At 71.4% G+C, this 24343-nt stretch carries 20 protein-coding genes; 14 read left to right on the top strand and 6 right to left on the bottom strand.

Annotated features, from left to right (window positions below):
- The first annotated feature begins 193 nt into the window (after positions 1-193).
- The 3 genes from HUT10_RS16265 to HUT10_RS16255 all read left to right on the top strand — a co-directional run bounded on the left by HUT10_RS16265 (position 194) and on the right by HUT10_RS16255 (position 5387).
- A complete protein-coding gene (locus HUT10_RS16265) occupies positions 194-2512 on the top strand; it encodes a TOMM precursor leader peptide-binding protein (RefSeq protein WP_176171985.1) in 2319 nt (772 codons plus the stop codon).
- A 50-nt stretch (positions 2513-2562) separates the two neighbouring features.
- The gene (locus HUT10_RS16260) at positions 2563-3999 is read left to right on the top strand and encodes a SagB/ThcOx family dehydrogenase (protein WP_176171984.1); all 1437 of its coding nucleotides are present in this window, start codon (positions 2563-2565) and stop codon (positions 3997-3999) included.
- Positions 4000-4253: 254 nt separating this feature from the next.
- Positions 4254-5387: a sensor histidine kinase gene (locus HUT10_RS16255; protein WP_176171983.1), complete on the top strand. Its 1134-nt coding sequence runs from the start codon at positions 4254-4256 to the stop codon at positions 5385-5387.
- Here the strand turns inward: HUT10_RS16255 and HUT10_RS16250 are convergent.
- Both HUT10_RS16250 and HUT10_RS16245 read right to left on the bottom strand, forming a co-directional pair.
- Positions 5356-5961 (bottom strand): DNA-binding response regulator, encoded by a 606-nt coding sequence (locus tag HUT10_RS16250; protein WP_176171982.1) that lies wholly within the window; start codon positions 5959-5961, stop codon positions 5356-5358. The genes HUT10_RS16255 and HUT10_RS16250 overlap by 32 nt on opposite strands.
- Positions 5962-6164: 203 nt before the next feature.
- A complete protein-coding gene (locus HUT10_RS16245) occupies positions 6165-6917 on the bottom strand; it encodes an AraC family transcriptional regulator (RefSeq protein WP_176171981.1) in 753 nt (250 codons plus the stop codon).
- 438 nt (positions 6918-7355) lie between these two features.
- Here HUT10_RS16245 and HUT10_RS16240 point away from each other — a divergent pair, with 438 nt between their 5' ends.
- Positions 7356-7589: a hypothetical protein gene (locus HUT10_RS16240; protein ID WP_176171980.1), complete on the top strand. Its 234-nt coding sequence runs from the start codon at positions 7356-7358 to the stop codon at positions 7587-7589.
- A gap of 330 nt (positions 7590-7919) precedes the next feature.
- The gene (locus HUT10_RS16235) at positions 7920-8525 is read left to right on the top strand and encodes a DNA-binding response regulator (RefSeq protein WP_176171979.1); all 606 of its coding nucleotides are present in this window, start codon (positions 7920-7922) and stop codon (positions 8523-8525) included.
- 226 nt (positions 8526-8751) lie between these two features.
- Here HUT10_RS16235 and HUT10_RS16230 read toward each other — a convergent pair whose 3' ends face one another.
- Positions 8752-11109 carry a histidine kinase gene (locus HUT10_RS16230; protein ID WP_176171978.1) on the bottom strand — a complete coding sequence of 786 codons (2358 nt, stop codon included), beginning with the start codon at positions 11107-11109 and terminating at the stop codon, positions 8752-8754.
- Between the two features lie 610 nt (positions 11110-11719).
- Here HUT10_RS16230 and HUT10_RS16225 point away from each other — a divergent pair.
- The gene (locus HUT10_RS16225; RefSeq protein WP_176171977.1) at positions 11720-12340 is read left to right on the top strand and encodes an L-threonylcarbamoyladenylate synthase; all 621 of its coding nucleotides are present in this window, start codon (positions 11720-11722) and stop codon (positions 12338-12340) included.
- Between the two features lie 3 nt (positions 12341-12343).
- Here HUT10_RS16225 and HUT10_RS16220 read toward each other — a convergent pair whose 3' ends face one another.
- A complete protein-coding gene (locus HUT10_RS16220; RefSeq protein ID WP_176171976.1) occupies positions 12344-13045 on the bottom strand; it encodes a maleylpyruvate isomerase family mycothiol-dependent enzyme in 702 nt (233 codons plus the stop codon).
- 128 nt (positions 13046-13173) lie between these two features.
- Between HUT10_RS16220 and HUT10_RS16215 the strand changes: the two genes are divergently transcribed.
- Both HUT10_RS16215 and HUT10_RS16210 read left to right on the top strand, forming a co-directional pair.
- Positions 13174-13563: a YciI family protein gene (locus tag HUT10_RS16215; protein WP_176171975.1), complete on the top strand. Its 390-nt coding sequence runs from the start codon at positions 13174-13176 to the stop codon at positions 13561-13563.
- Positions 13560-14771, top strand: coding sequence for an RNA polymerase sigma factor (locus HUT10_RS16210; RefSeq protein ID WP_176171974.1), 1212 nt, complete (start codon positions 13560-13562; stop codon positions 14769-14771). The genes HUT10_RS16215 and HUT10_RS16210 overlap by 4 nt, the downstream gene beginning before the upstream one ends.
- 97 nt (positions 14772-14868) lie before the next feature.
- Here the strand turns inward: HUT10_RS16210 and HUT10_RS16205 are convergent, their stop codons facing one another.
- Positions 14869-15564 (bottom strand): winged helix-turn-helix transcriptional regulator, encoded by a 696-nt coding sequence (locus HUT10_RS16205; RefSeq protein ID WP_254896899.1) that lies wholly within the window; start codon positions 15562-15564, stop codon positions 14869-14871.
- Positions 15565-15616: 52 nt separating this feature from the next.
- Positions 15617-16369 (bottom strand): BTAD domain-containing putative transcriptional regulator, encoded by a 753-nt coding sequence (locus HUT10_RS16200; RefSeq protein WP_368660759.1) that lies wholly within the window; start codon positions 16367-16369, stop codon positions 15617-15619.
- 587 nt (positions 16370-16956) lie between these two features.
- Between HUT10_RS16200 and HUT10_RS16195 the strand changes: the two genes are divergently transcribed.
- The 6 genes from HUT10_RS16195 (at position 16957) to HUT10_RS16170 (ending at position 24337) form a co-directional block, all read left to right on the top strand.
- The gene (locus HUT10_RS16195; RefSeq protein ID WP_176171972.1) at positions 16957-17877 is read left to right on the top strand and encodes a helix-turn-helix transcriptional regulator; all 921 of its coding nucleotides are present in this window, start codon (positions 16957-16959) and stop codon (positions 17875-17877) included.
- A 25-nt stretch (positions 17878-17902) separates the two neighbouring features.
- On the top strand, positions 17903-18898 hold the full coding sequence (locus tag HUT10_RS16190; protein ID WP_176171971.1) for a DUF1702 family protein: 996 nt from the start codon (positions 17903-17905) through the stop codon (positions 18896-18898).
- A 106-nt stretch (positions 18899-19004) separates the two neighbouring features.
- Positions 19005-19988 (top strand): DUF1702 family protein, encoded by a 984-nt coding sequence (locus HUT10_RS16185; RefSeq protein WP_176171970.1) that lies wholly within the window; start codon positions 19005-19007, stop codon positions 19986-19988.
- The gene (locus HUT10_RS16180) at positions 19985-21958 is read left to right on the top strand and encodes a CRTAC1 family protein (protein ID WP_176171969.1); all 1974 of its coding nucleotides are present in this window, start codon (positions 19985-19987) and stop codon (positions 21956-21958) included. The genes HUT10_RS16185 and HUT10_RS16180 overlap by 4 nt, the downstream gene beginning before the upstream one ends.
- A 1-nt stretch (position 21959) precedes the next feature.
- Positions 21960-22964: an enediyne biosynthesis protein gene (locus HUT10_RS16175; protein ID WP_176171968.1), complete on the top strand. Its 1005-nt coding sequence runs from the start codon at positions 21960-21962 to the stop codon at positions 22962-22964.
- Positions 22961-24337, top strand: a complete 1377-nt coding sequence (locus HUT10_RS16170; protein WP_176171967.1) for a cytochrome P450 — start codon at positions 22961-22963, stop codon at positions 24335-24337. Before HUT10_RS16175 ends, HUT10_RS16170 begins: the two co-directional genes overlap by 4 nt.
- Positions 24338-24343 lie beyond the last annotated feature (6 nt).

Raw genomic sequence — 24343 nt, 5'->3', positions numbered from 1 at the left:
TGCCCTCGCGATCCAGGTTGACGAACCACCCGCGGCGCGGACCAGTGCGCGGTGCACCCTCCCCACATGCGTTCCGCGCGAATCGACATGCATTTCGCACGTCCGGTTCGGTGTGCGGCGCACTGGCCGCAGGTCGGCGCGCCGGAGAAGAATCCGGGTTCTCGGATCGCGCGCACGGACTTGAGGAGCCCAGATGAGCGGATCGGCCGTGCAACCCGCCCCGCACCGGACGCGCTCCTCGGCGCCGCCGGCCGCCGGCACACCCGTGCTGGCGTTCAAGCGCCACCTGCGCGCGGAGGTCCGCGCCGGCAAGGGCGCGTACCTGTTCTCCGAACAGGGTGTCATAGCGATGCGCGGGGCGCGCATCGAGTCGCTCGCGCCGCTGCTCGACGGCACCCGTGAGCTCGCCGAGGTGCTGCGGGCCCGTCCGGCCGGGATGACCCCGGAAGAGGTCGCCGCCATCGTGACCGAGCTGGTGGACGCCGGGCTGGTTTCGGTGCGCCCGGCTTGTGGGCCGGCCGCCGACGAGCGGGAGCTCGCGTACTGGGACGCGTGCGGCGTCGACGCCGCTTCGGCCACCTCCCGGGACTCCCGCCGCGAGGTCCGGCTGCTGGCCGTCGGCGATGACGTCGACACCCGGCCGGTCGAACGCGCGCTCACCGACGCCGGCCTCGGGGTCGCCCCGGCCGGTGCGGCGGCCGACGAGGCCGACCTGAGCATCGTGCTGTGCACGGACTACCTCGACCCGCGGCTGGGCGAGCTCGACGCCGAGTACCGGCGCACCGGCCGGCCGTGGCTGCTGGCCCGGCCGTTCGCCGCGCAGGTGTGGATCGGGCCGATCCTGCGGCCCGGCGAGTCGGCGTGCTGGCACTGCCTGACGAACCGGCTCTGGGGGCACCGGCACGCCGAGGCCTGCGCCCAGGAGCTGCTCGGCCACGAAGGCCCGGCGCGCCGGCCGGCCGCCGCGCTGCCGTCGCTGACCGCCGCGGCGGCGCACCTGATCGCGCTCGAGGCCAGCAAGTGGCTGGCAGGCTACCGGCACGGCGGCCAGGAGAGCGTCTGGGTGCTCGACACGCTGGACCTGCAGGGCAAGCTGCACGAACTGCGCCGCCGTCCGCAGTGCCCCGAATGCGGGGACGCGACGCTGGTGGCCGCGCGCGCGGCCCGGCCGATCCGGCTCGAGCCCGCCCGCAAGACGACCTCGACCGGCGGTGGGCACCGCACCGCGACGCCGGCGCAAACGCTCGCGCGCTACCGGCACCTGGTCAGCCCGGTCACCGGGATCATCAGGGACGTCCGGCCCGACCCGTCGGCGCCGTCGTTCGCGAACGTCTACCGGTCCGGCTACAACGTGGCCCGCGGCGTGACCGGGGTGAACGGCATGCAGGCCGGGCTGCGCAGCGAGAACGGCGGCAAGGGTGTCACCCCGATCGACGCCGAGGTCGGTGCCCTCTGCGAGGCCGTCGAACGCTTCTCCGGCAACTACCAGGGCGACGAGCTGCGCATCCGGGCGTCGTTCGACGAGCTCGGCGCGGAGGCGCTGCACCCGAACGACTGCATGCTCTTCTCCGAACGGCAGTACGGCGAGCGAGCCGCCTGGAACGCCGCCCACGGCCTGTTCCAGCACGTCCCCCGCCGGTTCGACCCCGCGGCGCCGATCGACTGGACGCCGGTCTGGTCACTGTCCGGACGGCGGCGGCTGCTGCCCACCGGGTACCTCTACTACGGCGCTCCCGCCGCGTGCGGCGTCCGGGGACTGCACCCGGACTCCAACGGCGCGGCGGCCGGGAGCAGCCTCGAGGACGCGGTCCTCCAGGGCACGCTCGAGCTCGTCGAGCGGGACGCCGTCGCGCTCTGGTGGTACAACCGCACGCCGATGCCCGGGGTCGACCTCGGTTCCTTCGCGGACGGCTGGCTGGACGAGATGGCGGGCAACTACGCCGGGCTGCACCGGGAGCTGTGGGCGCTCGACCTGACGTCGGACCTCGGGGTGCCGGTGTTCGTCGCCGTGTCGCGCCGCACGGACAGCCCGCACGAGCACATCATGTTCGGCTTCGGCGCGCACCTGGACCCGCGGATCGCCCTGCGGCGGGCGGTGACCGAGCTGAACCAGATGATCCCGGACGTCGAGGTGTTCGGCCACGACGTGGACGACCCGGACGCGGCCCGGTGGCTGCGCTACGCGACCGTCGCCAACCAGCCCTACCTGCGGCCCGCCGCCGGGGAGCGGACGCGGACCGTGGCCGACTTCGGCTTCGTGCACCGCCCGGACGTGCGCGACGACATCGAGGCGCTGGCCAAGGTGGTGGCCACCGCGGGCAGCGAGCTGCTCGTGCTCGACCAGACCCGGCCCGATGTCGGCCTCCCGGTGGTCAAGGTAGTGGCACCCGGGCTCCGGCCGTTCTGGGCACGCTACGCTCCCGGCCGGTTGTTCGACGTCCCGGTGCGCCTGGGCCGGCTCGCCGAGCCCACCCCGTACGAGCGGCTCAATCCCTTCCCGATGTTCCTGTAGCACACTGCGTGCATCGAACGGCGGTTTCGTCGTCAATATAGGAGTTTGCGTTGGCTGCCGAGAGCCCGCAAGGGCACGCGGAAACGGTCCGCCTGTGGTCGTTGACCGAGGACACGCTGATCGAAGCGGGTGACGACGGGTCACTGGTGGCGATCACGTGGTGGGGCGAGTACGACTTCCCCGGCGCGGCCGACGGGGTGCGCGAATCCCTCGGCAGGCTCGCGCTCGGGCCGGTGTCGATGGCGAACCTGGCGGTCTCGGGCGAGGCGGCGGGCAGCGACGACTGGCGGCTTTCCCTGCGCCGGATCCTCGGCAGGCTGTCGGGCTCGGTGGTGCACTCGCTGGCGCTCAACGACGGCCGCGGGCCGGTGCTCTCGGCGATCCCGGTGACGCAGTTCCCGGTGTTCCCCGACGGCCCGCTGCCGGCCGGGCGGCAGGTCCGGCTGTCGCGGTTCACGGCGCTCCGGGCCGACGAGGGAGCGCTGCTGGCCGAGTCCCCCGGCGCCCGGTACAAGGTCGCCCTGTTGCGCCCGCCGGCGGTGCTGATCGCGTCCGCGCTGGCCAGCCCGGCGACGGTCGAGGAGCTGGCCGTGACCACCGGGGTGGCCGAGCCGGTGGTCGCCGACGTCGTCGGGTTCCTCGTCGCCGCCGGGGTCGTGCTCCTCGGTGACGCCGACGGCCGGTTCACCGAGCACGGCGACTCCGGCATGGCGACCTGGTCGCACGACGACCTGATGTTCCACGCGCGCAGCCGGACCTGGCAGAAGGGCCCGCCGCCGGAGCCCGGCGCCGGCCGGACCGGCGCCGAGCCACCGGTGACCAAGCCGGTCACCGCGGGGCCGACCTTCCCGCTGCCCCGGCCGGACCTGCGGGAAGGCGCGGAACCGTCGTTGACCGCGCTGCTGGAGGCCGACCACTCCTGCCCGGAGTTCAGCGAACGGCCGCTGTCGGCGCGCCAGCTCGGCGAATTCCTGTACCGCTCGGCGCGGGTGCGCTCGGTCGGCCCGGCCCACCTGCCCGGCGGGCCGTCGCACGAGGCGTCGCAGCGGCCGTACTTCAGCGTGGCCTGCCTGTACGAGCTGGAGATCTACGTCGGCATCAACCGGTCCACCGACTTCGAACGGGGCATCTACCACTACGACCCGCTCTGGCACACGCTCACGCTGGTCAACGACGACGCGGGCGTACTGGACAGCCTGCTGGAGATGGCGATGATCGCCGCGGGCAGCCACCGCCGTCCTTCGGCCCTGCTGACGATGACGGCTCGCATGGCCCGGGTCGCGTGGGTGCTCGGCGGCGCGGCCTACGCGACCACGCTGCTGCACCTGGGCGCCTTGCAGCAGGTGTTCTCGCTGGCGGCCAGGGCGATGGGGCTGGCGGCGCACGCCGTGCCGGTCGATTCGGGTGACCGGGTGGACCGGGCCCTGAAGCTGGAGTGGCCGGCCGAGGTCAGTGTGGGGGAGTGCGTGCTGGACTTCCCGGAGTAGGGGCGCGCGGGTCCGGTCGCCGGAGAAAATCCCCCGAGGTGGCGACCCGGATCTCCCGGAACGGCTGTTAGATTGCAGTTCTGGGGAAGTGCCAGCGTTTCTGGGGAGGCGCCGCGGTGGTTGCTACTGCGAGAATGCCTGACGCAAGAGCCCGGTCGCCGTATCCTCGCTCGGCGGACGGAGCAACCTGGTCGCGCACGGACACCGTTGCTCGAACACCGAGTGGGGCCTTCTCGGCTCGGCGCGTCTACGCCGTGCACGCCGGGGTCTGCTTCGGCATCGGACTGCTCGGCCTGCTGGGGCCGCTGCGGGAGGTGCGGTCGTGGCCCGTCTCGCTGGCCGCGGCCGGGTACGCGGTGGCTCTCGTCGCCGTCCACCTGGTCGGGTTCGGGTACGGGCGCATCCGGTTCCGCGGGCCCGCGCTCGTGCTGCAAGCCGTGCTGGGGCTCGTGCCGGTGCTGCAGCTGGGCGTCGCGTGGAGCGTGCTCAGCAGCTTCTTCGTGGGCAGCGTGCTGCTCGTCGCCAGGCCGGTGGTGTCGCTGCCGGTCCTCGTGGTCGTCTCGAGCGGCGTCGGCCTGCTGTCCGCGGACGCCGGCGCGCCCGGGGAGTCCGTCCCGGACGGCCTGCACGGCGCGGCGCTGACCGCGGTCGCCGCGGTCGCGGTGTTCGGCCTCGCCTGGTTCGTCCGCCTGGCCGCCGAGCGCGAGCACGGCAGGCGGACGCTCGCCGCGCAGGTGGTCGCCGAGGAGCGGATGCGGTTCGCCAGGGACACCCACGACCTGCTGGGGCTGAGCCTGTCGGCCATCACCCTGAAGGTCGAGCTGGTCCGCCGCCTGGTCGACACCCAGCCGGCGCAGGCCCAGCAGGAGCTCACCGAGCTGGTGACCATGTCACGCAAGGCGCTCGCGGACGTGCGTTCGGTGGCGGCCGGGCACCGGGAACTGTCCCTGGCCGACGAGTGCGCGGCCGCGGCCGCCGTGCTGACCTCGGCCGGGGTGACCGTGCGGTTCGACCGCGTGCTGCCCGATCAGCTCCCCGAAGCGGTGGCCACGACGTTCGCCACGGTCCTGCGCGAGAGCGTCACCAACGTCGTGCGGCACAGCAAGGCGTCGTGGTGCGAGTTCGCCATCGGCGCGGACCGCGACGAGGCGTGGCTGCGTGTGGCGAACGACGGCGTCCTGCCGGGCGGGTCCCCGGAGTGCGGTGAGGAGCGCGGCTGGGGGCTGCGGAACCTCGAGCACCGCGTCGGCCTGCTCGGCGGGGAACTGACGGCCGGCACCCAGCCAGGGGGGACGCACCTGCTGCACGCCGGAGTCCCGCTGGCGCCGTTCGGGGTCCGGAGGGGATTCGGCCCGCTCAGAGCCATTCGGCGTCAGTCGCGATCCTGATCGCGTGGACCCGGTTGCGGGCGTTGAGCTTGGTGACCGACGCGGCCAGGTAGTTGCGCACCGTGCCGGGGGACAGGAACAGGTCCGCCGCGATGTCGGCGACGTTGCGCCCGCGGGCGGCGAGGGCGAGGATTTCCAGCTCACGCGGGGTGAGCGGGCAGTCGTCGGCTTCCCACGCGGACAGCGCGAGCTCGCTGTCGATCACCCGCCTGCCGACCGCGACCGACCGCACCGCGTTCGCGAGCTTGTCCGACGGCGCGTCCTTGAGCAGGAAGCCGTTGACCTTCGCGTCCAGCGCGCGCCGGACCGTGCCCGGGCGGCCGAGGCTGGTCAGGATCAGCGTGTGGCACTGCGGCAGGTGCTCGTGGATCTCGGTGGCCGCGGTCAGCCCGTCCTTGCCGGGCAGGTCGATGTCGATGACGGCGACGTCGGGCCGGGTCGATTTGGCCGCAGGCAGGATCTCGTCACCGGAGTCCACTTCGGCCACGACCTCGATGTCGGATTCGAGGCTCAGCAGAGCGACGAGGGCACCGCGGACCATGTCCATGTCTTCGGCAAGAAGAACTCTGATCACGTCGTTCCTCGCTTCCCCCAGTCGAGCCTTTCCCCCGCGCGGAATTGTACGTCACCGGACGATCGCGCCGTCGGATTCGCCGGTCGCTCTCCGCGGGCGCGGGGGTGAATCGGCAGCCGAAATGCCGGCCCGCGGTGCCGGCGCGGCTCCCGCACGGGGGTGGGGAATCCCATTCCCGGACCCCGTGCGGGACCCTCCGAGCCTCAAACCGCGACCGGGTGCCGGACCGGGACGGCGGGGCGCAGGTCGGGCAGCGCCAGCAGGACCGGCGGGTCGAAACCCTGCCGCGGCCGCAGCCGGACGTCGGCCAGGCTCGCGGCCACCCCCCGGTACACGGTCACCGGGCCCGCCAGCCCGGTCAGCGGCCGCAGCCCGCGGTCGTCGTTCGCGCAGACGCCGAACGCGTGCGTGATGACGTACCACGAGCCCAGCGGCACGTCGGTGAGGGTGTACGGGCCGGCGCCCGGCAGGATCACGTGGCGCGCCGGCGCGCCCTCGGCGATCTTCGCCGGGAACAGCCCGACGAACACCGGACCGGCCTCCGTGCCCGGCGGGCGCCGGACGTGCCCGCGCACGGTCGCCTCGGAGCTCACCTGGCGTGTCCGTTCGACGATCTCCGGGCGGGTGCCGCGCAGCTGCCGGTACCCGGTCGGCGAGAAGCCGACACTGCCGCTGAACCGTGCGCTGAACGTGCCGACGCTGTTGTAACCGACCTGGTGGCTGATGTCGGCCACCGAGATGGTGGTGGTCGCGAGCAGCCGCTTGGCCTCGGCCAGCCGCAGCGCCGACAGGAACCGTCCGGGGGACAGCCCGGTCGCCCGGAGGAAGACCCGGGTGAAGTGGAACTTGCTGAACATCGCGGCCTGGGCCAGGTCGTCGATGGTGAGCCGCTCGCCCAGGTTGTCGCGCATGGTCATGATGGCTCGTGCCACGGCCTGACGCACGATTTCGTCCATGGTGGCCGTCCCTCCCGTCACCGGTGTCCGCCGACCCGCGTCCCCCTGCGGACGCGTTCGGCGCCGGAAAATTGGTATGGCAGAACTGTAGGTCGGAACCCGTCTACTTCTTAAGTGCTCTGTGCACCGTTCCGAATGGATTTCACCGAGCGTGGATATGCGTTTTGCATAGGCGTGGGAATGCGTTTCACACAGGGTGCTCGAAGTTGGTTAGAGACGGCCTGTGAGGGGGCATGCGGAGGGGTGACAGCGTGGCGATCTCGTCGCTCAAAGCGGCAAGACGACCCCGTACCGTGACGGGCATCACCCGAACGGGCGGTGAAACGCGCCCTGGTTACTCCATCTTGCGGTATGTCCAGGACTGCCTGGAGCAGTCATAAAGCACGATGCCCCGGTGATGCGGGCACTGGCTCACGGCGGGCCGTCGGCGGACTATTTATGGCACACAAGCCTTTCATCTTCGCCGCTGGGGAGTACACAATGTCTGTTCGTTTTTCGGCTGACGTCGACGCAATTTTCGCCGACCTGGGAATCGAGGTCGAAAAGGTTCGGGCCATCAACTCCGGCCTCGTCATCGACAGGTTCGACCGCCCGCCCGGCGACGTTGTGGTCCGCGCGACGATCTGCACCACCATGGCCGTTCAGGTGGAGGAGGCCGCGCTGGCGGCCTAACTGGTCCGGACCAGTATCGCCGCTGGTCCGCACGGTGGCGAGCCCCGGCCACCTGAGCGCCCGTGCGCTCGGGTGGCCGTCTCCGTCGCTTCGTGGCACGTCCGACAGCGACCCGACCCGGAAAATCTCCAACGAAAAGGCAAACCCGCAGTTTGCCTTACGTGTGGTAGTGGCGCGAGCGCATAATGCGCTGTCTTTCGCGAGTTTGTCCCGGCGAGGTCGCATATCGGCCCCGTGGACGCCCCGAACGGACCAACCGGGAACTCGGCCGGAATGTTTAACTTGGGGTACTGGGGGATTTGGGCTGTGCTTGAAGGCGGAGGCGCCCTCATGATCAAAGTGCTCGTTGCCGAAGACATGCACATCGTCCGCGGCGCGCTGGTGGCATTGCTCCGGCTGGAATCCGACATCGAGGTGGTGGCCGAGGTGGCCTCCGGGACGGAGATCCTCCCGGCCGCCCGCTCGACGGCCGCCGAGGTGGCGATCATCGACATCGACCTGCCGGGCAAGGACGGCCTCACCGCGGCCGCTGAGCTGCACGAGCAGCTGCCCGGGTGCCGGACCCTCATCCTGACCAGCCTGGGGCGTCCCGGGACGCTGAGACGGGCGCTGGACGCCAAGGTGAGCGGTTTCCTGCTGAAGGACGCACCGCCGGACAAGCTGGCCAACGCGGTGCGGGGGGTGGTGGCCGGCCGCCGGATGGTGGACGGCGACCTCGCGCTGGCGGCCTGGGACAGCGTGGACTGCCCGCTGACGGCCCGGGAGCTCGACGTGCTGCGGATGACGGCCCACGGGTACGGGACCGTCGAGGTGGCCGCGCGGCTGTTCCTGTCGGCGGGGACCGTGCGCAACTACCTGACGACGGTGGTGGCCAAGCTGGGGGCGCGCAACCGGGTGGACGCGATCCGCATCGCGGGCGAGTCCGGGTGGTTGTGAGGCCCGCGCGGCGCTGACCGCTGTCCCCGGCCGCTGTCGCCACGAGCCCGGCCGGTGCCGGGCCGGCTGTGGTGGCCGAACGCGGATCCTGGCCGCCGGGCGTTTCGAGTCAGGACCACCGGTGAAGTGCCTCGGTCCCGGTGACCACGGCCGCAAGCCGCAGGCGAGGCCCTCGCCGGATCGCCTCGGGCGGCTTCCGGCGATCAGTGGGCTGTGCCGGACCCGCTCACACCGGCACGACCGCGCGCAGGCGGAAGCGGCCGTCGTCCGCCACCCCGGCCGTCAGCTCGCCGCCGAGGTCGGAGACCCGGTGCGCGAGGTTGCCGATGCCGCTGCCCGAGCTGCCGCCGCCCGACTGCCCGTTCCCGTTGGATGCCGGCTTGGCCGCCGGGCGGCCCGCGCCGTCGACACCGTCGTTCACGATCTCGAGCGTCACGCCCCCGTCCATGCGCCGCACCGCGATCTCGCACGTCTCGACACTGCTGTGCCGGAGCACGTTCGTCACGCCTTCGCGCAGCACCACGGCCAGTACCGTGCGCACCGGCGCCGGCAGCTCGTCCTGCAGCATCTCCATCCGGACGTGGACGTCGGCCGCCGCCAGCACCGACCGGGCGGACTTCGACTCGCTGTCCAGGGACAGTTCGCGGTAACCGCTGGCCACCGAACGGACGTCCGCGAGCGCCTGCCTCGTCAAGCCCAGGATCTCCTGCAGTTCCTCCGTCGCCCGGGCGCGGTCGAGCGGCAGCACCCTGGCCGTCAGCTCGCTCTTCAGCGCGATCGCCGACAGGCTCATGCCGAGCAGGTCGTGCAGGTCCCTGGCGAACCGGAGCCGCTCCTCGGCGACCGCCATGTCGGCCAGCCGCCGCCTGCTGTGGTCCAGTTCGGCCGCCAGCCGGACGAGCCAGAGCATCCCGAACACGATCAGCGCCGTCATCACCGTTCCGGTGGAGAACAGGATCGCGTACCACGTGTCCTGCCCCGCCTGCCCGGCGATGTACTGCAGCCACAGGTAGACGCCCGTGTTCGCGGCGAACAGCAGCCAGCCCGCCACCGGGGGCAGGACCAGCAGGCCGCACCCCATGAGCAGCGGGGGCAGGCTCACCCAGTCGTGTTGCAGCGGCAGCAACGGGAGGTAGATCAGGCAGGCCTGGACGAACAGCATCGCGATGCTCTGCCCCGACCGCAGCCGCGTCGTCGGCCGGTTGAAGTAGGCGAACTGCAGCGTCAGCAGGGCCGCCACGGAACCGACCACCATGGCGATGTGCCAGACGTTCGTGGTCAGCAGCAGCACGTGGAGGACCGCCGCCACGCCGAGCAGCCCGAACACCACCGGCAGGAGCACGCGGATGCGCCGCGACTCGGCGAACGCCTGCTCGTCGGCTTCGCTCGCCGCGGCGACCGGCTCGACCTGGTCGGGGAGCGGCAGCTCGACCCGGAGCCGGAAGCGGCCGTCGTCGCCGGTCCCGGTCGTCACCGTGCCGCCGAGGGCCGCCACCTCGTCGGGGAGGCGGGCCAGCAGCTCGGAGCCGGCCGGCAGCTGCTCGAGGTCCACGCCGTCGTTGACGATCACCAGGCTGACCCCGTCGCGCCGGCGCCGGACGTCGATCTCGCAGTGTTCGACGTCGCTGTGGCGCAGCACGTTGGTGACGCCCTCCCGCAGCACCTTCGCCAGCAGGGTGCGGGCCTGGACCGGCAGCTCGGCCTGGTCGACGTGCACCCGCACGGCGATGTCGGACGCCGTGAGCAGGGACTGCGCCGTGCGGAACTCCTTCTCCAGCGACAGCTCGCGGTAGCCGCGGGACACGGCGCGGACGTCGGCGAGCGTGCGCTGCGCCGTGGCCGTCATCTCGGCCAGCGCGGCCTGCGCCTGCTCGCTCGACTTCCGCAGCAGGCGGCGCGCCAGCTCACCCTTCAGGGCGATGGCGGACAGGCTGATGCCGAGCAGGTCGTGCAGGTCCCTGGCGAACGCGAGCCGCTGCTCGGCGACCGCGCGCTGGGCCAGCTCCGTCCGGGCCCGGTGCAGCTCGCGGATCATCCGGGCGAGCCGGGTCAGCAGGTAGAAGGCCAGGCTGTAGAACGCCGCGCCCTCGAGCGTGTAGGCCACCAGGAGCGGTGGGTCGTACAGCAGCTCGATCCACAGCACGCCGACGAGGTTGAGGAGGAACAGCGGCCACGCGAACCGGGGCCGCAGCACGAGCAGCACCGCGCTGCCGAAGAAAACCGGCATCGCGGCCCACGCGGACTCGAACGTCAGCACCGGCACGTACCCGAGCACGGCCAGGACGATCAGCAGCAGCTTGCTCGGCGTGGAGTCGAGCCGGACCGACGGCCTGCTGTAGTGCAGGAGCTGGATCGCGAGCAGGACGGCGACCGCACCGATCGCGTAGCCGACCTCGAACGGGGTGATCGCCAGCGGGATCAGGCTGGCGAGGAGGACGAACCCGAACCCCGCGACGACGATCGTGATCATCGCCGCCGCCAGGTAGGCGGCCAGCTTCGGCCGCCGGTCGACGACACTGGTACCCCGCGGCTCGGTCACCGCGTTCAACGCTTCCGGCCGGCTCGGCACGGTTCCCGGAGACATCGGCTTCGGTCCTCCGGCGGGTCGGCGGTTCCCGGAGCCGGCAGTGCGGTCCGGGCGGAACTCGGTGTGCATGCTCCGCGGAATCCTATCTCATGACAGGCTCGTCATGACAGCGAAGAAGTGGCCGTACGGTGCGGGTTTCGGTCCTGCGGCTGCCTACTGGTCCAATACTGGTCCAGTCCGGCCACGGGCCGACGGGGACGTCGGCGAGGGCCCGGAAACCACGGTGTGGCACGGTGATCGGCCCGAGGTGACGCCGGAATCGCCCGCCTCCGAGGGAAACGCGCGGGAGCCGGTCCCGTCGTCCACGGCGGAACGGGCCGCCGGGCCGCGGCCGGGCACGACGAATCCCGGTTGCGGTGGGTGAAAACCGGCCACGGGCCGGCGCGCCTCCGGCAGCCGGTGGCACGCCGCGAGGCCGGGCCGCGGCCCGGTGCGGGCGGGATCGGGCAGCGCCGGCTGGGTCATGTTCGCCTCCTCGGCGACAGCTCCTGTCGCACCCGAGGATTCTCCGTCGGAGGAGGGGACGCGGTCACCACCTGAGGCCCGGTCACGGCAAGGTGGGAGACGTCGCCGGGCGGCCCGCGGGACCGGGGCCTAGGCTCACGCCATGGCGCGGTACTTCGACGTCCACCCGGACAACCCCCAGCGACGGGCCATCGGCCAGATCGCCGACCTCGTGCGGCAGGACGGCCTGATCGCCTACCCGACCGACTCCTGCTACGCGCTGGGGTGCCGGCTGGACAACCCGGACGGTCTCGACCGGATCCGCTCGATCCGGCGGCTCGACCGGCGCCACCACTTCACCCTCGTCTGCCAGGACTTCGCCCAGCTCGGCCAGTTCGTGCACGTGGACAACGCGGTGTTCCGCGCGATCAAGGCGGCGACGCCGGGCAGCTACACGTTCATCCTGCCCGCGACGAAGGAGGTGCCGCGGCGGCTGATGCACGAGAAGAAGAAGACCGTCGGCGTGCGCATCCCCGACCACGTCGTCACCCAGGCACTGGTGGCCGAGCTCGGCGAGCCGCTGGTGTCGAGCACGCTGCTGCTGCCGGACGTGGCCGAGCCGCTCACCCAGGGCTGGGAGATCAAAGAGGAGCTCGACCACGTCCTCGACGCGGTCGTCGATTCCGGGGAGTGCGGCGTGGAACCGACCACGGTGGTCGACTTCTCGTCCGGAGAGGCCGAAGTGGTCCGCCGCGGTGCCGGCGACCCGGGCCGGTTCGAATAGCCGTCAGTCCAGTTCGGACGTCCACAGGGGATTGCGGCGCGCGGGCACCAGCTCGACCCAGCGGACGGCTTCGGCACCCGTGGCGGCGACATCGAGGTCGGCGGCCGCGCGGCGGCCGGTGAACAGCAGGCAGAAGTCCACGGCGGGGCCGGTGATCCGGTCCGGCGCGTCGGCGGGGCCGAACTCCCACCGCTCGCCCGACGGCGCGACGAGCTCGTACCGGAACCACCCGGACGGCGGCTCCCCGTGTCCCTCGTAGACCTCGTCGCGGGTGCGGACGCCGTAGTAGGCCACGTGCCCGACTTCGTCGTTGCGGCGCAACGGAATCCCGAGCACGTCGGCGACGTCCTGGCCACGGGCGAACAACGCGGTGAGCAGCGCGGCCGCCAGTACCGACGGGCGCATCGGGCCGCCCGGCCACGGGATGTCCTCGTGCGCGGTCGCCAGCAGCTCGGTGGCCTTGCGGTGCTCCGACAGCCAGGCGAGCACGGCGTCCCCGAGCATGCCGGCGTTCGTGACGCGGGGGGCCGAAGCGCTTTCTTCGCCTTCGACGCCCAGCACGATCCGGCGCGCGACGACGGTCAGCTCGGCCAGGTACCCGGTGATCGCCCGGCCGACGGGCAGCATCACCCGCCCTTCGTGGTCGCGGATGAGGTCCGCCAGGGCGTCCGCCTCGGTGACGAGGGCGGAGTGCACGTCTTGCATGGGGTGTTCCTTTGGGGGGTGCTTGATGGTGAAAGGTCGATGCTGCTCCTGCGGCGATGCCGGCGACCACTCACAGGTTGCGGTGCCGGATCGGCTATGTTTCGCGGGAACCGATGCGGGGAGGCGCGATGAAGTACCTGCTGGCGATGCACATGAACCCGGACGTCTGGGCGGGCCTGTCCGAGCGGGCCAGGGAGGAGGTGATGACCGGCCACGGCGAGTTCATCCGCCGGATCCGGGAGTCCGGCGAGATGATCAGCACCCAGGCGCTGGCCGCCCCGGCGGAAAGCGCGGTGGTGCGCGTGAAGGACGGCCTGCCGGCGGTCACAGACGGCCCGTTCGCGGAGTCGAAGGAGTTCCTCGCGGGCTACTACCTCGTCGAGTGCGCCAGCCGGGAGCGCGCGTACGAAGTGGCCGCGATGATCCCGGACGCGAAGATCGAGGGGCTCGGGATCGAAGTCCGGCCGGTGGTGTTCTTCGCCGACGCCGAGGCCGAAACCGAGTTCACCGGCGGGTGAACGCGGACGTCGGCGAGCTGCTCCGCCCGCTCGTCCCGCGGGTGCTGGGCGTGCTCGTGCGCCGGTACGGGCAGTTCGACGCGTGCGAGGACGCCGTGCAGGAAGCCCTGCTCGCGGCGTCGCTGCAGTGGCGGGACGGCGGCGTACCGGACAACCCGCTCAGCTGGCTGGTCACGGTCGCGACGCGACGGCTCACCGACCACTGGCGCAGCGAGAGCGCGCGCCGTCGCCGGGAGGAGTCCGTCGCGGCACGGGAAGTCACCGGCGCCGACGCCGTGGCGGACGAGGACGACACGCTGCAACTGCTCTTCCTGTGCTGCCACCCGACACTGTCCCCGCCGTCGCAGGTGGCGTTGACGCTGCGCGCGGTGGGTGGCCTGACGACGGCGCAGATCGCGAAGGCGTTCCTCGTCCCGGAACCGACGATGACCCGCCGCATCACCCGGGCCAAGGAGAGCATCGCGGCGTCGGGCTCGACCTTCGGCGAGCCGGAGGGGGACGGCTACGCCGCGCGGCTGGCCGTCGTGCTGCAGGTCCTGTACCTGATCTTCAACGAAGGCTACACGGCGACATCGGGAACGGACCTGCACGTGCCCGAGCTGGCGCGCGAGGCGATCCGGCTGACGAGGGCGGTCCGGGCGTTGCGGCCGGACGACGGGGAAGTCGCCGGGCTGCTGGCGTTGATGCTCCTCACCGACGCCCGCCGTCCCGCACGCACCGGTGACGGCGGAACGCTGGTGCCGCTGGCCGAACAGGATCGCGACCGGTGGGACCGGGCGGCGATCGCCGAGGGCGCGGCGCTGGTGCGCGCGGTGCTGGGCCGCGGCCCGGTGGGCGTGTACCAGGTCCAGGCGGCGATCGCGGCCCTGCACGACGAAGCACCCAGCACCGGGACGACGGACTGGGCGCAGATCGCGCGGCTGTACGAAGTGCTGCAGGAGCTGGCGCCGAGCCCGGTGGTGACGCTCAACCAGGCCATCGCCGTGGCGATGGTCGACGGGCCGGCCCGCGGGCTCGAGCTGCTGGATTCCATCGCCGGGGACAGCCGGATGAAGCACAGTCACCGGCTGGACGCCGTCCGGGCGCACCTGCTGGAGCGGGCCGGGGACACCGCGGCCGCGCGGGAGCACTACCTGCGGGCGGCCGCGCGGACGGGAAGCGTGCCGGAGCGGCGGTACCTGGAGGAGCAGGCCGGGCGCCTGGGCTGAGCCGAGCGGTGGCACTTCCCCGTGGACGTGCCGCTTCCCGGGCGCGCGTGAGCCGGCGGGGCGCTCGTCCCCGCCGGCTCACGCGACTCGGCTGTCCTCAGTGGACGGCGACGCCGTTCTTCGGCTGGGGGGCCGAGGTCAGGCGGAACAACCGCGTGAACAGCTCGAGGTCGCGGAGGTCGCCGTCGACGGACACCGAGCCGTTCGCCACGGCCTCCGCCGGCGTCAGCTGGCCGCTGATCACGTCCAGCAGCGCCGATCCCTGGCCGGCGCGGATGATCAGGTCCGCCTCCGGGTAGCGGCCCTCGGCGACCTTGAGGTCGCCGTTGTCGACCATCGCGTGGAGGATCATCGTGTTGTGGTACTGGATCTCGAAGGTGATCTGGACGTCGGCCGCCGCTTCGGCCTGGAACGTCGTGAACAGCGAGAGGATCGCCGCGTCCAGGGTGAAGACGTCGTCCGGGCCCGGGTGGCTCAGCGACCGGGCGCCCCACAGGCCGAGGTCCAGCAGGATCTGGTCGAGTTCGCTGCCGTACTGGGTGAGCTCGTAGACCAGGCCGGCGTCGAGGTCCGGGCGGACCCGGCGGCGGATCACGCCCGACTCCTCCAGTTCGTTGAGCCGCGCCGAAAGGATGCTCGGCGGGATCTTGGGCAGACCGGCCCGGAGCTCGTTGTAGCGCTTCGGGCCGAGCACCAGGTCGCGCACGATGAGCAGCGCCCAGCGCTCACCGACGAGCTCCATGGCGCGGGCCAGTCCGCAGTACTGTCCGTAGGTGCGGGTGCGTGCGGTCATTGATCCTCACTTCGTTCGTGCCGGTGGGTCGGTGGTGCGGTGGTGCGGTGGATCAGAGGTGGTCGCCCTCGGAGATGAGGTCGTGGTGCAGCAGCTGCACTTCGTCGCACGGCTCGACGCCGAGCTCCTCGCTGAGCCGCTTGCGGAGGCTGCGGTAGACGGCCATCGCGTCCGACCGGCGGCCGCTGCGTCCCAGCACCCGCATCAGCTGCCCGTGCAGCGCCTCGTCGAGGGGGTTGCCCGCGGCCAGCGAGCGCAGCTCCCCGATCAGTTCGCGGTGGTTGCCGCTGGTGATCTCGGCCTCGATGAGCATGTGCAGCGCGTTGCGCCGCTGCTCCAGCAGCTCCATCGTGTACGGGAGCAGCACGGGTCCACAGTGGATGTTGGCGAGCGGCGGCCCGCTCCACAGGTCCAGCGCGGCGCGGAAGCGGGCGGCCGCCGCCGCGTGCTGGTTCCGGCGCAGCAGGTCCTGCGCTTCCTGCTGCATCAGCCCGAACCGGTGGACGTCGACCTGGCTCGGGTCGATCCGGAACAGGTAGCCCGGCGCCTTGGTGACCAGCATGTCCTCGGTGCCGTCGGCCAGGCTGTGCTGTTCGAAGCAGCGGCGCAGGTGGTAGACGTAGGTGTGCAGCGTGGTCCGGACCGTCCGGGGCGGGCCGCTCGGCCAGAGCTCCTGCGTGATCGAGTCGACGTGCACCATCTTGCCGGGACGCATCACGAGCAGGGCCAGCAGCTGCAGGACTTTCGGCGCGGTGGGGGTGCAGTCGACACCGTCGTGCAACACACCGAGCGGGCCGAGGACCATGAACTGGACCACACTTTCGGGTGGTTGGTCGGACCGCCGGGACACGTCGACCGGCCCGTCCGATAGCCTTTTCTCGGAGTACATGTCGCGCGCCTCCAGTGTTCTGCCGCGATGTATCTGGCTCCCCAGTACGCCGCGCAAGCCGGGCATAACCGGCCGCGGGCTGTCCACTGTCGAATGTGACAGAGCCGCAGCACCCCAGCCAGTGAGCGGTCCACCAGAGTCAAGATGTGTCTTCCCCGGCGGCCCCGTGCGATCCGCACGTCCTGCTCGGGCACCACCCACCCGCGCCGAGCGCCCCGGGGTGGGCAAACCGCAGGTCCGGCCGGGCGTGACGGGCCGGGAACGGCCGACCGCGGCCTCCGGTCCTTCTCGAACCGGCGCTTCTGCCGACCGGGCGCGGTGTGCCGCGCACGGCGCGGGTGTGCGTTCCGCACGGCCGGAGCCGAGAGGGTCACACAGTCGCCGTCCGGCGGCGAACTCCGGCTCACCCGGCTTTCGATCGGGGGTCCACCGGCCCGCAAGATCCGGCGTCTTACCTGGCGAAGAGGGAACTTGACTGCGGCAGGGAATTCGAGGTTGGACAGATGATCTTGCGATCGGTGACGTCCGGGGGCGGCGACGGCGAAGACCCGTCGGCGGTTGTGGAGCGGTACAGGCACGTCCGGGCGCCGGAACAGGCCGTGCAGCCCGCTGTTCTCCGCGCGATCGAAATGATCCTGGAGCGGTACTTCGAGCCGATCACGTTGTCGGCGCTGGCGTCCCAGGTGTTCGTGAGCCCGTTCCACTTCTCACGCATCTTCGCCAAGGCGACCGGGGTGACGCCGGGGCGCTTCCTCACCGCGGTGAGGTTGTTCGAAGCCAAGCGGCTGCTGCTGACGACTTCGCTGACGGTGTCGGACATCGTCTGCAGCGTCGGCTACAGCAGCGTCGGCACGTTCACCAGCCGGTTCGTCCGCGCGGTCGGGATGACCCCGACCGAGTACCGGGAGCCGGAGGTGGGTGAGCTGCTCGTGGCGCATTCGGCCTACTTCCAGCGGCTGCCTGCGCTGCGGTCCCTGCGGGAGGCGGCCAGCAGCTGCGCGTCCCTGCAGGACGGCAACGAGCGGCTGGCGGTGCGGCTGGAGTTCCCCACCGGCGCCGCACCGGCCAACGTGCTCGTCGGCGTGTTCGCGGACTCGGTGCCGCAGAGCGGTCCGGTGGCCTTCGGCGGGCTGGCCGACGCCGAGTCGGCCGACCTCACCATCCACGGGGTGCCCGAGGGCACCTGGACGGTCATCGCGGTGGCCGACCACGGTGCGGGGCGACGGCCCGCCGGCGGACCCGCGTTCACCATCGGCACCGCGACGGCGTCGGTGACGCCGTTCGAGCCGTCGGAGGTGACGATCCGGTTGCGCCCGCCTGCCCTGACCGACCCGCCCATCGCGATCACCCTGGCGGCGCGCCGGACGCCGGGCAGCCAGCAGATGCTCGCCGCGTCTCGTGCGCACCTGCGCGCGGTGGCGTGAGCCGGCCGGACGAAAGGGACGAGTGATGGCGACATTCTTCGGTGTCCTGCGCAAGCGCGCGCTGGCGCCTTCCCTGGCCTCGGTGGGGTTCGAGGAGCGCGGCTTCCCGGTCACCCCCACCGCGGCGACGGCCCGGCTGGAGGCGGTGCCGCAGGCCGTGGTGTGCGGGTTCGAGTGGGCGATCGAGGGCGCGTCCCTCTGGGAGCTCGAGCGGCGGCTCGCCCTCGTCGAGCCGGAGCAGCGCGGGTTCGCGTACGAAGGCGCGACGATGGGGTGCACGATCCTCGACGCGATGCCGGGCGGCGGCCGCGACCGCACGAAGGCACTGCTGGAAGGACCGGGCGAGCCGCACATCTTCCTCACCTACATCGGGATCGGGTTCGCGATGGCCCGGCTGCCGCGTCCACTGTGGAAGAACATTCTCCCGCAGCTGGACGGGGTGCACCACCACCCGGTCATGAGCTGGCTGGCGGTGGACGGCTACGGCTTCGACCGGGCGTACTTCGACACGCACCGGTGGGTCGACGAACAGGCCGAGCCGGCACCGTACCCCTGGGCGGGGCGCCCCGACTACTTCTCGCGTGCCTTCGACCAGGGGGTGGGCCGGGCCCTGTGGTTCATCCACGGCGGCGTGCCCGAGGCGGCCGCGGCCGCGGCAGGCGCCTTCGCCGAAAGCCGCCGTCCCGACCTGTGGAGCGGGATCGGGCTGGCGGCGACCTTCGCCGGCGGCGCGGACCGGGCCGGGCTGGCCACCCTCCGCCGGCTCGCCGGGCCGCACCACGCGGAACTGGCGCTGGGCGTGGTGTTCGCCATCAAGGCGCGCACTTACTCGACGTTCGTGCCCGAGCACTGCCGCCTCGCCGCGGAGGTGCTCGCGGACCTCACGGTCGAGGAGGCGACGGCGCTCGCCGACCGCACCGAAGTGCCCTTCGCCGACGAAGGGCCGCTGCCGCCGTACGAGCGGTGGCGGGAGGCGATCCGCGCGGAGTTCCGCGCGGGCTCGCAAGAGCGCGCAGCTTGACGCCCGAGGTCACCGGCAACCGTGGAGTAGACCGCTGACCAGGGCATCTGTGACCGTGATGAGAAAGAGCTCCACATTCACACCGACCCTTAAGGGGGAGAGTGCGTTGGGCAATGGTTGGCGCGCGCTCAGACGTCGCATCCTGACACCGAACGTCGCGGAGACTTCGCTGGAGAAGCGGGGTTTCCACCGCAAGAGCCCAGCCGCTCAGGAGCGACTCGAGACGATCGGGGAGAAGTTCCTCCTCGGGTACGCACACGCGGTCGAAGCGCGTTCGCCCGCGCAGGCCGAGGAATGGCTGGAGCGCATTCCCCCGCAGTTCCGCGGCTTCGCCTACGAAGGCGCGGGAATGGGGTACGGCGTTCTCGACGGGCTGCCGTTCGGCAAGAGCACGAACATCGCCGAGTTCCTGGCCGGTCCCGGGGAGAAGCACGACTACATCATCTACGTCGGGGTCGGCTGGGCCATGTGCCGTCTCCCGCGGTTCGCGTGGCCGAAGGCGTCGGGCTTCGACCCGCTGCTGCGCTGGCTGGTGCTCGACGGGTACGGCTTCCACCAGGCGTACTTCAAGACCGATCGCTACATCCGGGACCAGTACCAGGAGCCGGGCTTTTCCTGGCCCGACCGGCGTTACGACGGCTACGCGCTGCGGGCCATCGACCAGGGCATCGGCCGGGCGCTGTGGTTCATCTGCGGCACCGACGTTTCCCTGGTGGCCAAGACGATCGAGGAGTTCCCCGAGTCGCGCCACGGCGACCTGTACGCCGGGGTCGGGCTGGCCTCGACCTACGCGTGCGGCGTCACCGCCGACGAGCTGGCGGAACTGGTCGACCGGGCCGGCATCCACCACGGGCAGCTGGCCCAGGGAAGTGCCTTCGCCGCCGAGTGCCGGGTGCGCTCGGGCCTGATGATCCCGGAGACCGAGATGGCGGCCCGCGCGATCTGCGGCCTGCCGGCCGAGCGCGTGGCGGCCATCACCCAAGAGGTCCGGCCGGCCGTGGTCGTCGACGGCGACGACGTCCCGGCGTTCGAAACCTGGCGGCAGCGGATCGCCGAAGAAGTGCTGACCCACGGAGGGAAGAACAAATGACCGCGACCTTCGGCTGGCTGCGCAGGCAGCTGGCGGGCATCGTGGCGCTGGTGCTGATCCTCGGCCTGTTCATGGTCGCACGGCTGCCCAGCGTCTCCGCCGCCGAACAGGATCAGCTGGCGGGCAAGTTCCACTTCACCCCGATGACGATCGCGCTGCCCGCGGCGAAGAAGTCGCAGTCGATCCGGACGGTGAACAAGGAGTACGACAAGATCGCGGCCTGGATCTCCTCGGTCGGCGCCGCGATCGCGATCAACGACATCAGCGGCAGCGGCAAGCCGAACGACCTCTGCCTCGTCGACCCGCGCAGCGACCAGGTCGTCATCACGCCGACGCCGGACTCCGGCCCGCGCTACGCCCCCTTCGCGCTGGACCCGGCGCCTGCCCTGCCGACCTGGGACTACATGGCTCCGATGGGCTGCGTCCCCGGTGACTACAACGAAGACGGCCGGACCGACGTCCTGGCCTACTACTGGGGCCGCACGCCGGTGCTGTTCCTGCAGAAGGCCACCGCGACCAAGTTCGACGCCTCGGCCTTCCAGCCGGTCGAGCTGGTGCCGGGCAACCACCGCGGCGCCGACGGCAAGTACAACGGTCCACTGTGGAACACCGACTCGGTCACCATCGGCGACTTCGACGGCGACGGGCACGTCGACATCTTCGTCGGCAACTACTTCCCGGACAGCCGGGTGCTGGACCCGAACGCCGACGGCGGCATCACGCTGAACCAGTCGATGTCGCACGCGGTGAACTCGGGCGCCAAGTACATCTACCGCTGGACCGGGGCCAAGTCCGGGGCGAACCCGAGCGCGCAGTACGTCGACGCCTCCCAGGGCATCCCGGAGAGCGCGCGCTTCGGCTGGACGCTGGCCTCCAGCGCGACCGACATCGACGGCGACAACCTGCCGGAGCTCTACATCGCCAACGACTTCGGCCACGACCACCTGCTGTACAACAAGTCGACGCCGGGCAAGATCGAGCTCGCCGAGGTCGCCGGCGTCCGCGGGATCGACGACCCGAAGTCGAAGGTGCTGGGCCACGACTCCTTCAAGGGCATGGGCGTCGACTTCGGCGACCTGAACCACGACGGCCTCTACGACCTGTTCGTCAGCAACATCACGACGTCGTGGGGCATCGAAGAGTCGAACTTCCAGTTCATGAACAAGGCCAAGGACAACGCGGACCTGACCAAGCAGCTCAAGGACGGCGTCGCGCCGTTCCACGACGACAGCGCCGAGCACGGCACGGCGTGGTCGGGCTGGGGCTGGGACGTCAAGATCCAGGACTTCAACAACAGCGGCGACAACCAGATCGCGCAGGCCACCGGGTTCGTCAAGGGCCAGGTCAACCGCTGGCCGAACCTGCAGGAGATCGCCACCGCGCACGACGGCCTGCTGTCCAACCCGTTCTGGTGGCCGAACGCCCGCGCCGGTGACGACATCGGTGGTGACCAGACGCTGCACTTCTTCGTGAAGAGCGCCGACGGCCGCTACACCGACCTCGCGCCGAAGCTGGGTCTCGCGGTCCCGGTGCCCACCCGCGGCATCGCGGTCGGTGACACCGACGGAGACGGGCTGCCCGAGTTCGCGGTCGCGCGGCAGTGGGAAGAGCCGATCTTCTACCACAACGACAGCCCGAACCCCGGCAAGTACCTGCAGCTCAAGCTGACCACCGACGCCCCGGTGGCGCCCGGCCCGCTGCCTGCGGCCGGCGTGCCCGCGATCGGCGCCCAGGTCACCGTGACGACCTCGGACGGCAAGAAGTACCTCGGCCGGGTCGACGGCAGCAGCGGGGAGGCCGGACGGCGCAGCTTCGACGTCCAGATCGGTCTCGGGCACGACGTGAAGGGCCCGCTCGACGTCCACCTGCAGTGGCGGGACCGGACCGGGCAGCTGCGGACGCAGAACCTGAAGCTCGAACCCGGCTGCCACATGTACCAGCTCGGCACCACGGCGAAGGAAGCGATGTGACATGACCACCCCGACTCTGACCAAGGTGGACAGTGCGCCGCCGAAGCGGACCAACAAGGTCATCACCGCGCTGCGGCGCTTCGCGATCTCGATCACGATCTTCAACATCGTCGGCTACACCGTGCTCGGCTTCGAGCAGCCGTGGCTGTACCCGTTCGTCGCGCTGGCGACCGCGTACACCACGGAGATCGTGCTGGAGATCATCAACGCCCGGGTGACCCACCGGGACGTCCGGTTCCGCGGCAACGGGTTCAAGGGGCTGATGGAGTTCCTGCTCCCGGCGCACATCACCGGGCTCGCGCTCAACATGCTGACCTACGTCAACGACCAGATCCTCGTCATGATGTTCGGGGTCGTCGTCGCGGTCGGCGCGAAGTGGATCCTGCAGGCGCCCGTGTACGGCCGCATGCGGCACTACATGAACCCGTCGAACTTCGGCATCACGATCATCCTGCTGGTCTTCCCGTGGGCCAGCATCGCCCCGCCGTACCACTTCACCGAGCAGATCCCGACCTGGGGCGGCTGGCTCATCGTCGGCATCATCCTCGTGTCGGGCACGGTGCTCAACGCGCTGCTGACCGGCCGGATGTTCCTCATCGCGGGCTGGCTGAGCTTCTTCGTCGTCCAGGCCTTCGTCCGCGGCTGGATCTTCGGCACGTCGATCTCCGGCGCGCTGGCGATGGGCACCGGGGTCGCGTTCGTGCTCTACACCAACTACATGGTGACCGACCCGGGCACGTCGCCGTCGAAGAAGGGTTCGCAGTTCCTCTTCGGCGCGGGCGTGGCGCTCGCGTACGGCTTCTTCACCGCCGTGCACGTCGCCTACGGGCTGTTCCTGGCCACCGCGACCGTCTGCCTGATCCGCGGGCTGTTCCTGTGGGGCCTGCACTTCTCGAACAAGGCGCGGATCAAGTTCGAGGCGGACCAGGCCGCGCAGAAGACCAAGCTGGAGATCGCGCCGCCGGCGGAAACCGGTGACGAAAAGCCCGGAGCCATCGCGGCATGACCGGTCCCCAGCACCACGCCCGGGCGGCGCGCACCGCGCCGCCCGGGCCGCCGCGCCGGGCGACCCTCCGGTTGCTGAAGCAGCTCTTCACCGACCGGCTCGCGCTCATGGGCGACAACGCCGAGGCCTACGGCGACGTCGTCCGCATCGCCATCGGCCCGAAGGCGATGTACCTGGTGAACCACCCGGACCTCGCGAAGCACGTCCTCGCCGACAACGCCGCGAACTACCACAAGGGCATCGGCCTGCAGGAGGCCCGCCGTGCCCTCGGCGACGGCCTGCTCACCAGCGACGGCGAAACCTGGAAGCAGCAGCGGCGGACCATCCAGCCGGTGTTCCAGCCCAAGCGGATCTCGCGGCAGGCCGCGGTCGTCGCGGCCCAGGTGGCCGGGCTGATCGACCGGCTCGCCGCGCACGACGGGCCGGTCGAAATCCTGCACGAGATGACCGGGCTGACCCTCGGCGTGCTCGGCCGGACGCTGCTCGACGCCGAGCTCGGCGGCTACGAAACCCTCGGCCACTCGTTCGAGGCCGTGCAGGACCAGGCCATGTTCGAGGCGGTCACGCTCAGCGCGGTCCCGCAGTGGGTGCCGCTGAAGAAGCAGCTGGAGTTCCGCACCGCGCGCGACGACCTGCGCCGGATCGCCGACGAGCTGGTCGAGCAGCGGCTGGCGAACCCGGTGGAGAACGGCGAGGACGTGCTGTCGCGGCTGATCGCCTCGGGCTCGCAAGACGGCGCTTCCCGCGAGCGCATGCGCGACGAGCTGATCACCCTGCTGCTGGCCGGGCACGAGACGACGGCGAGCACGCTCGGCTGGGCGTTCCACCTGATCGACGAGCACCCCGAGGTCGGCGCGCGGCTGCACGCCGAGGCCGCCGACGTGCTCGGCGACCGGCTGCCGGAGTACGAGGACCTGCGGCGGCTGACCTACACCGTCGCGGTCGTCGAGGAGGTCATGCGGCTCTACCCGCCGGTGTGGCTGCTGCCGCGGATCGCCCAGGCCGACGACGAGATCGGCGGGTACCACGTGCCTGCCGGGTCCGACGTCGTCGTCGTGCCCTACACACTGCACCGGCACCCGGGGTTCTGGACCGACCCGGAGCGCTTCGACCCGGGTCGGTTCACCGCCGCGGAGCGGCCGCCGCGCTACGCCTACCTGCCCTTCGGGGCCGGGCCGAGGTTCTGCATCGGCAACAGCCTCGGCGTGATGGAGGCGGTGTTCGTGCTCGCGATGGCCGCGCGCGACCTCGAACTGCGCAAGGTGCCGGGCAAGGTCGTCGAGCCCGAAGCGATGCTCTCGCTGCGGGTGCGCGGCGGGCTGCCGATGACCGTGCACCGCCGGCACCGAGTGTCGCGGTCCGAAGCAGCCTGACGTCTA

Origin of the sequence: Amycolatopsis sp. Hca4 (assembly GCF_013364075.1) — a bacterium.
Taxonomy (GTDB): Bacteria; Actinomycetota; Actinomycetes; order Mycobacteriales; family Pseudonocardiaceae; genus Amycolatopsis.
The sequence above is the reverse complement of the archived record's forward strand: the minus strand, read 5'-3'. Positions and strand labels throughout refer to the sequence as shown.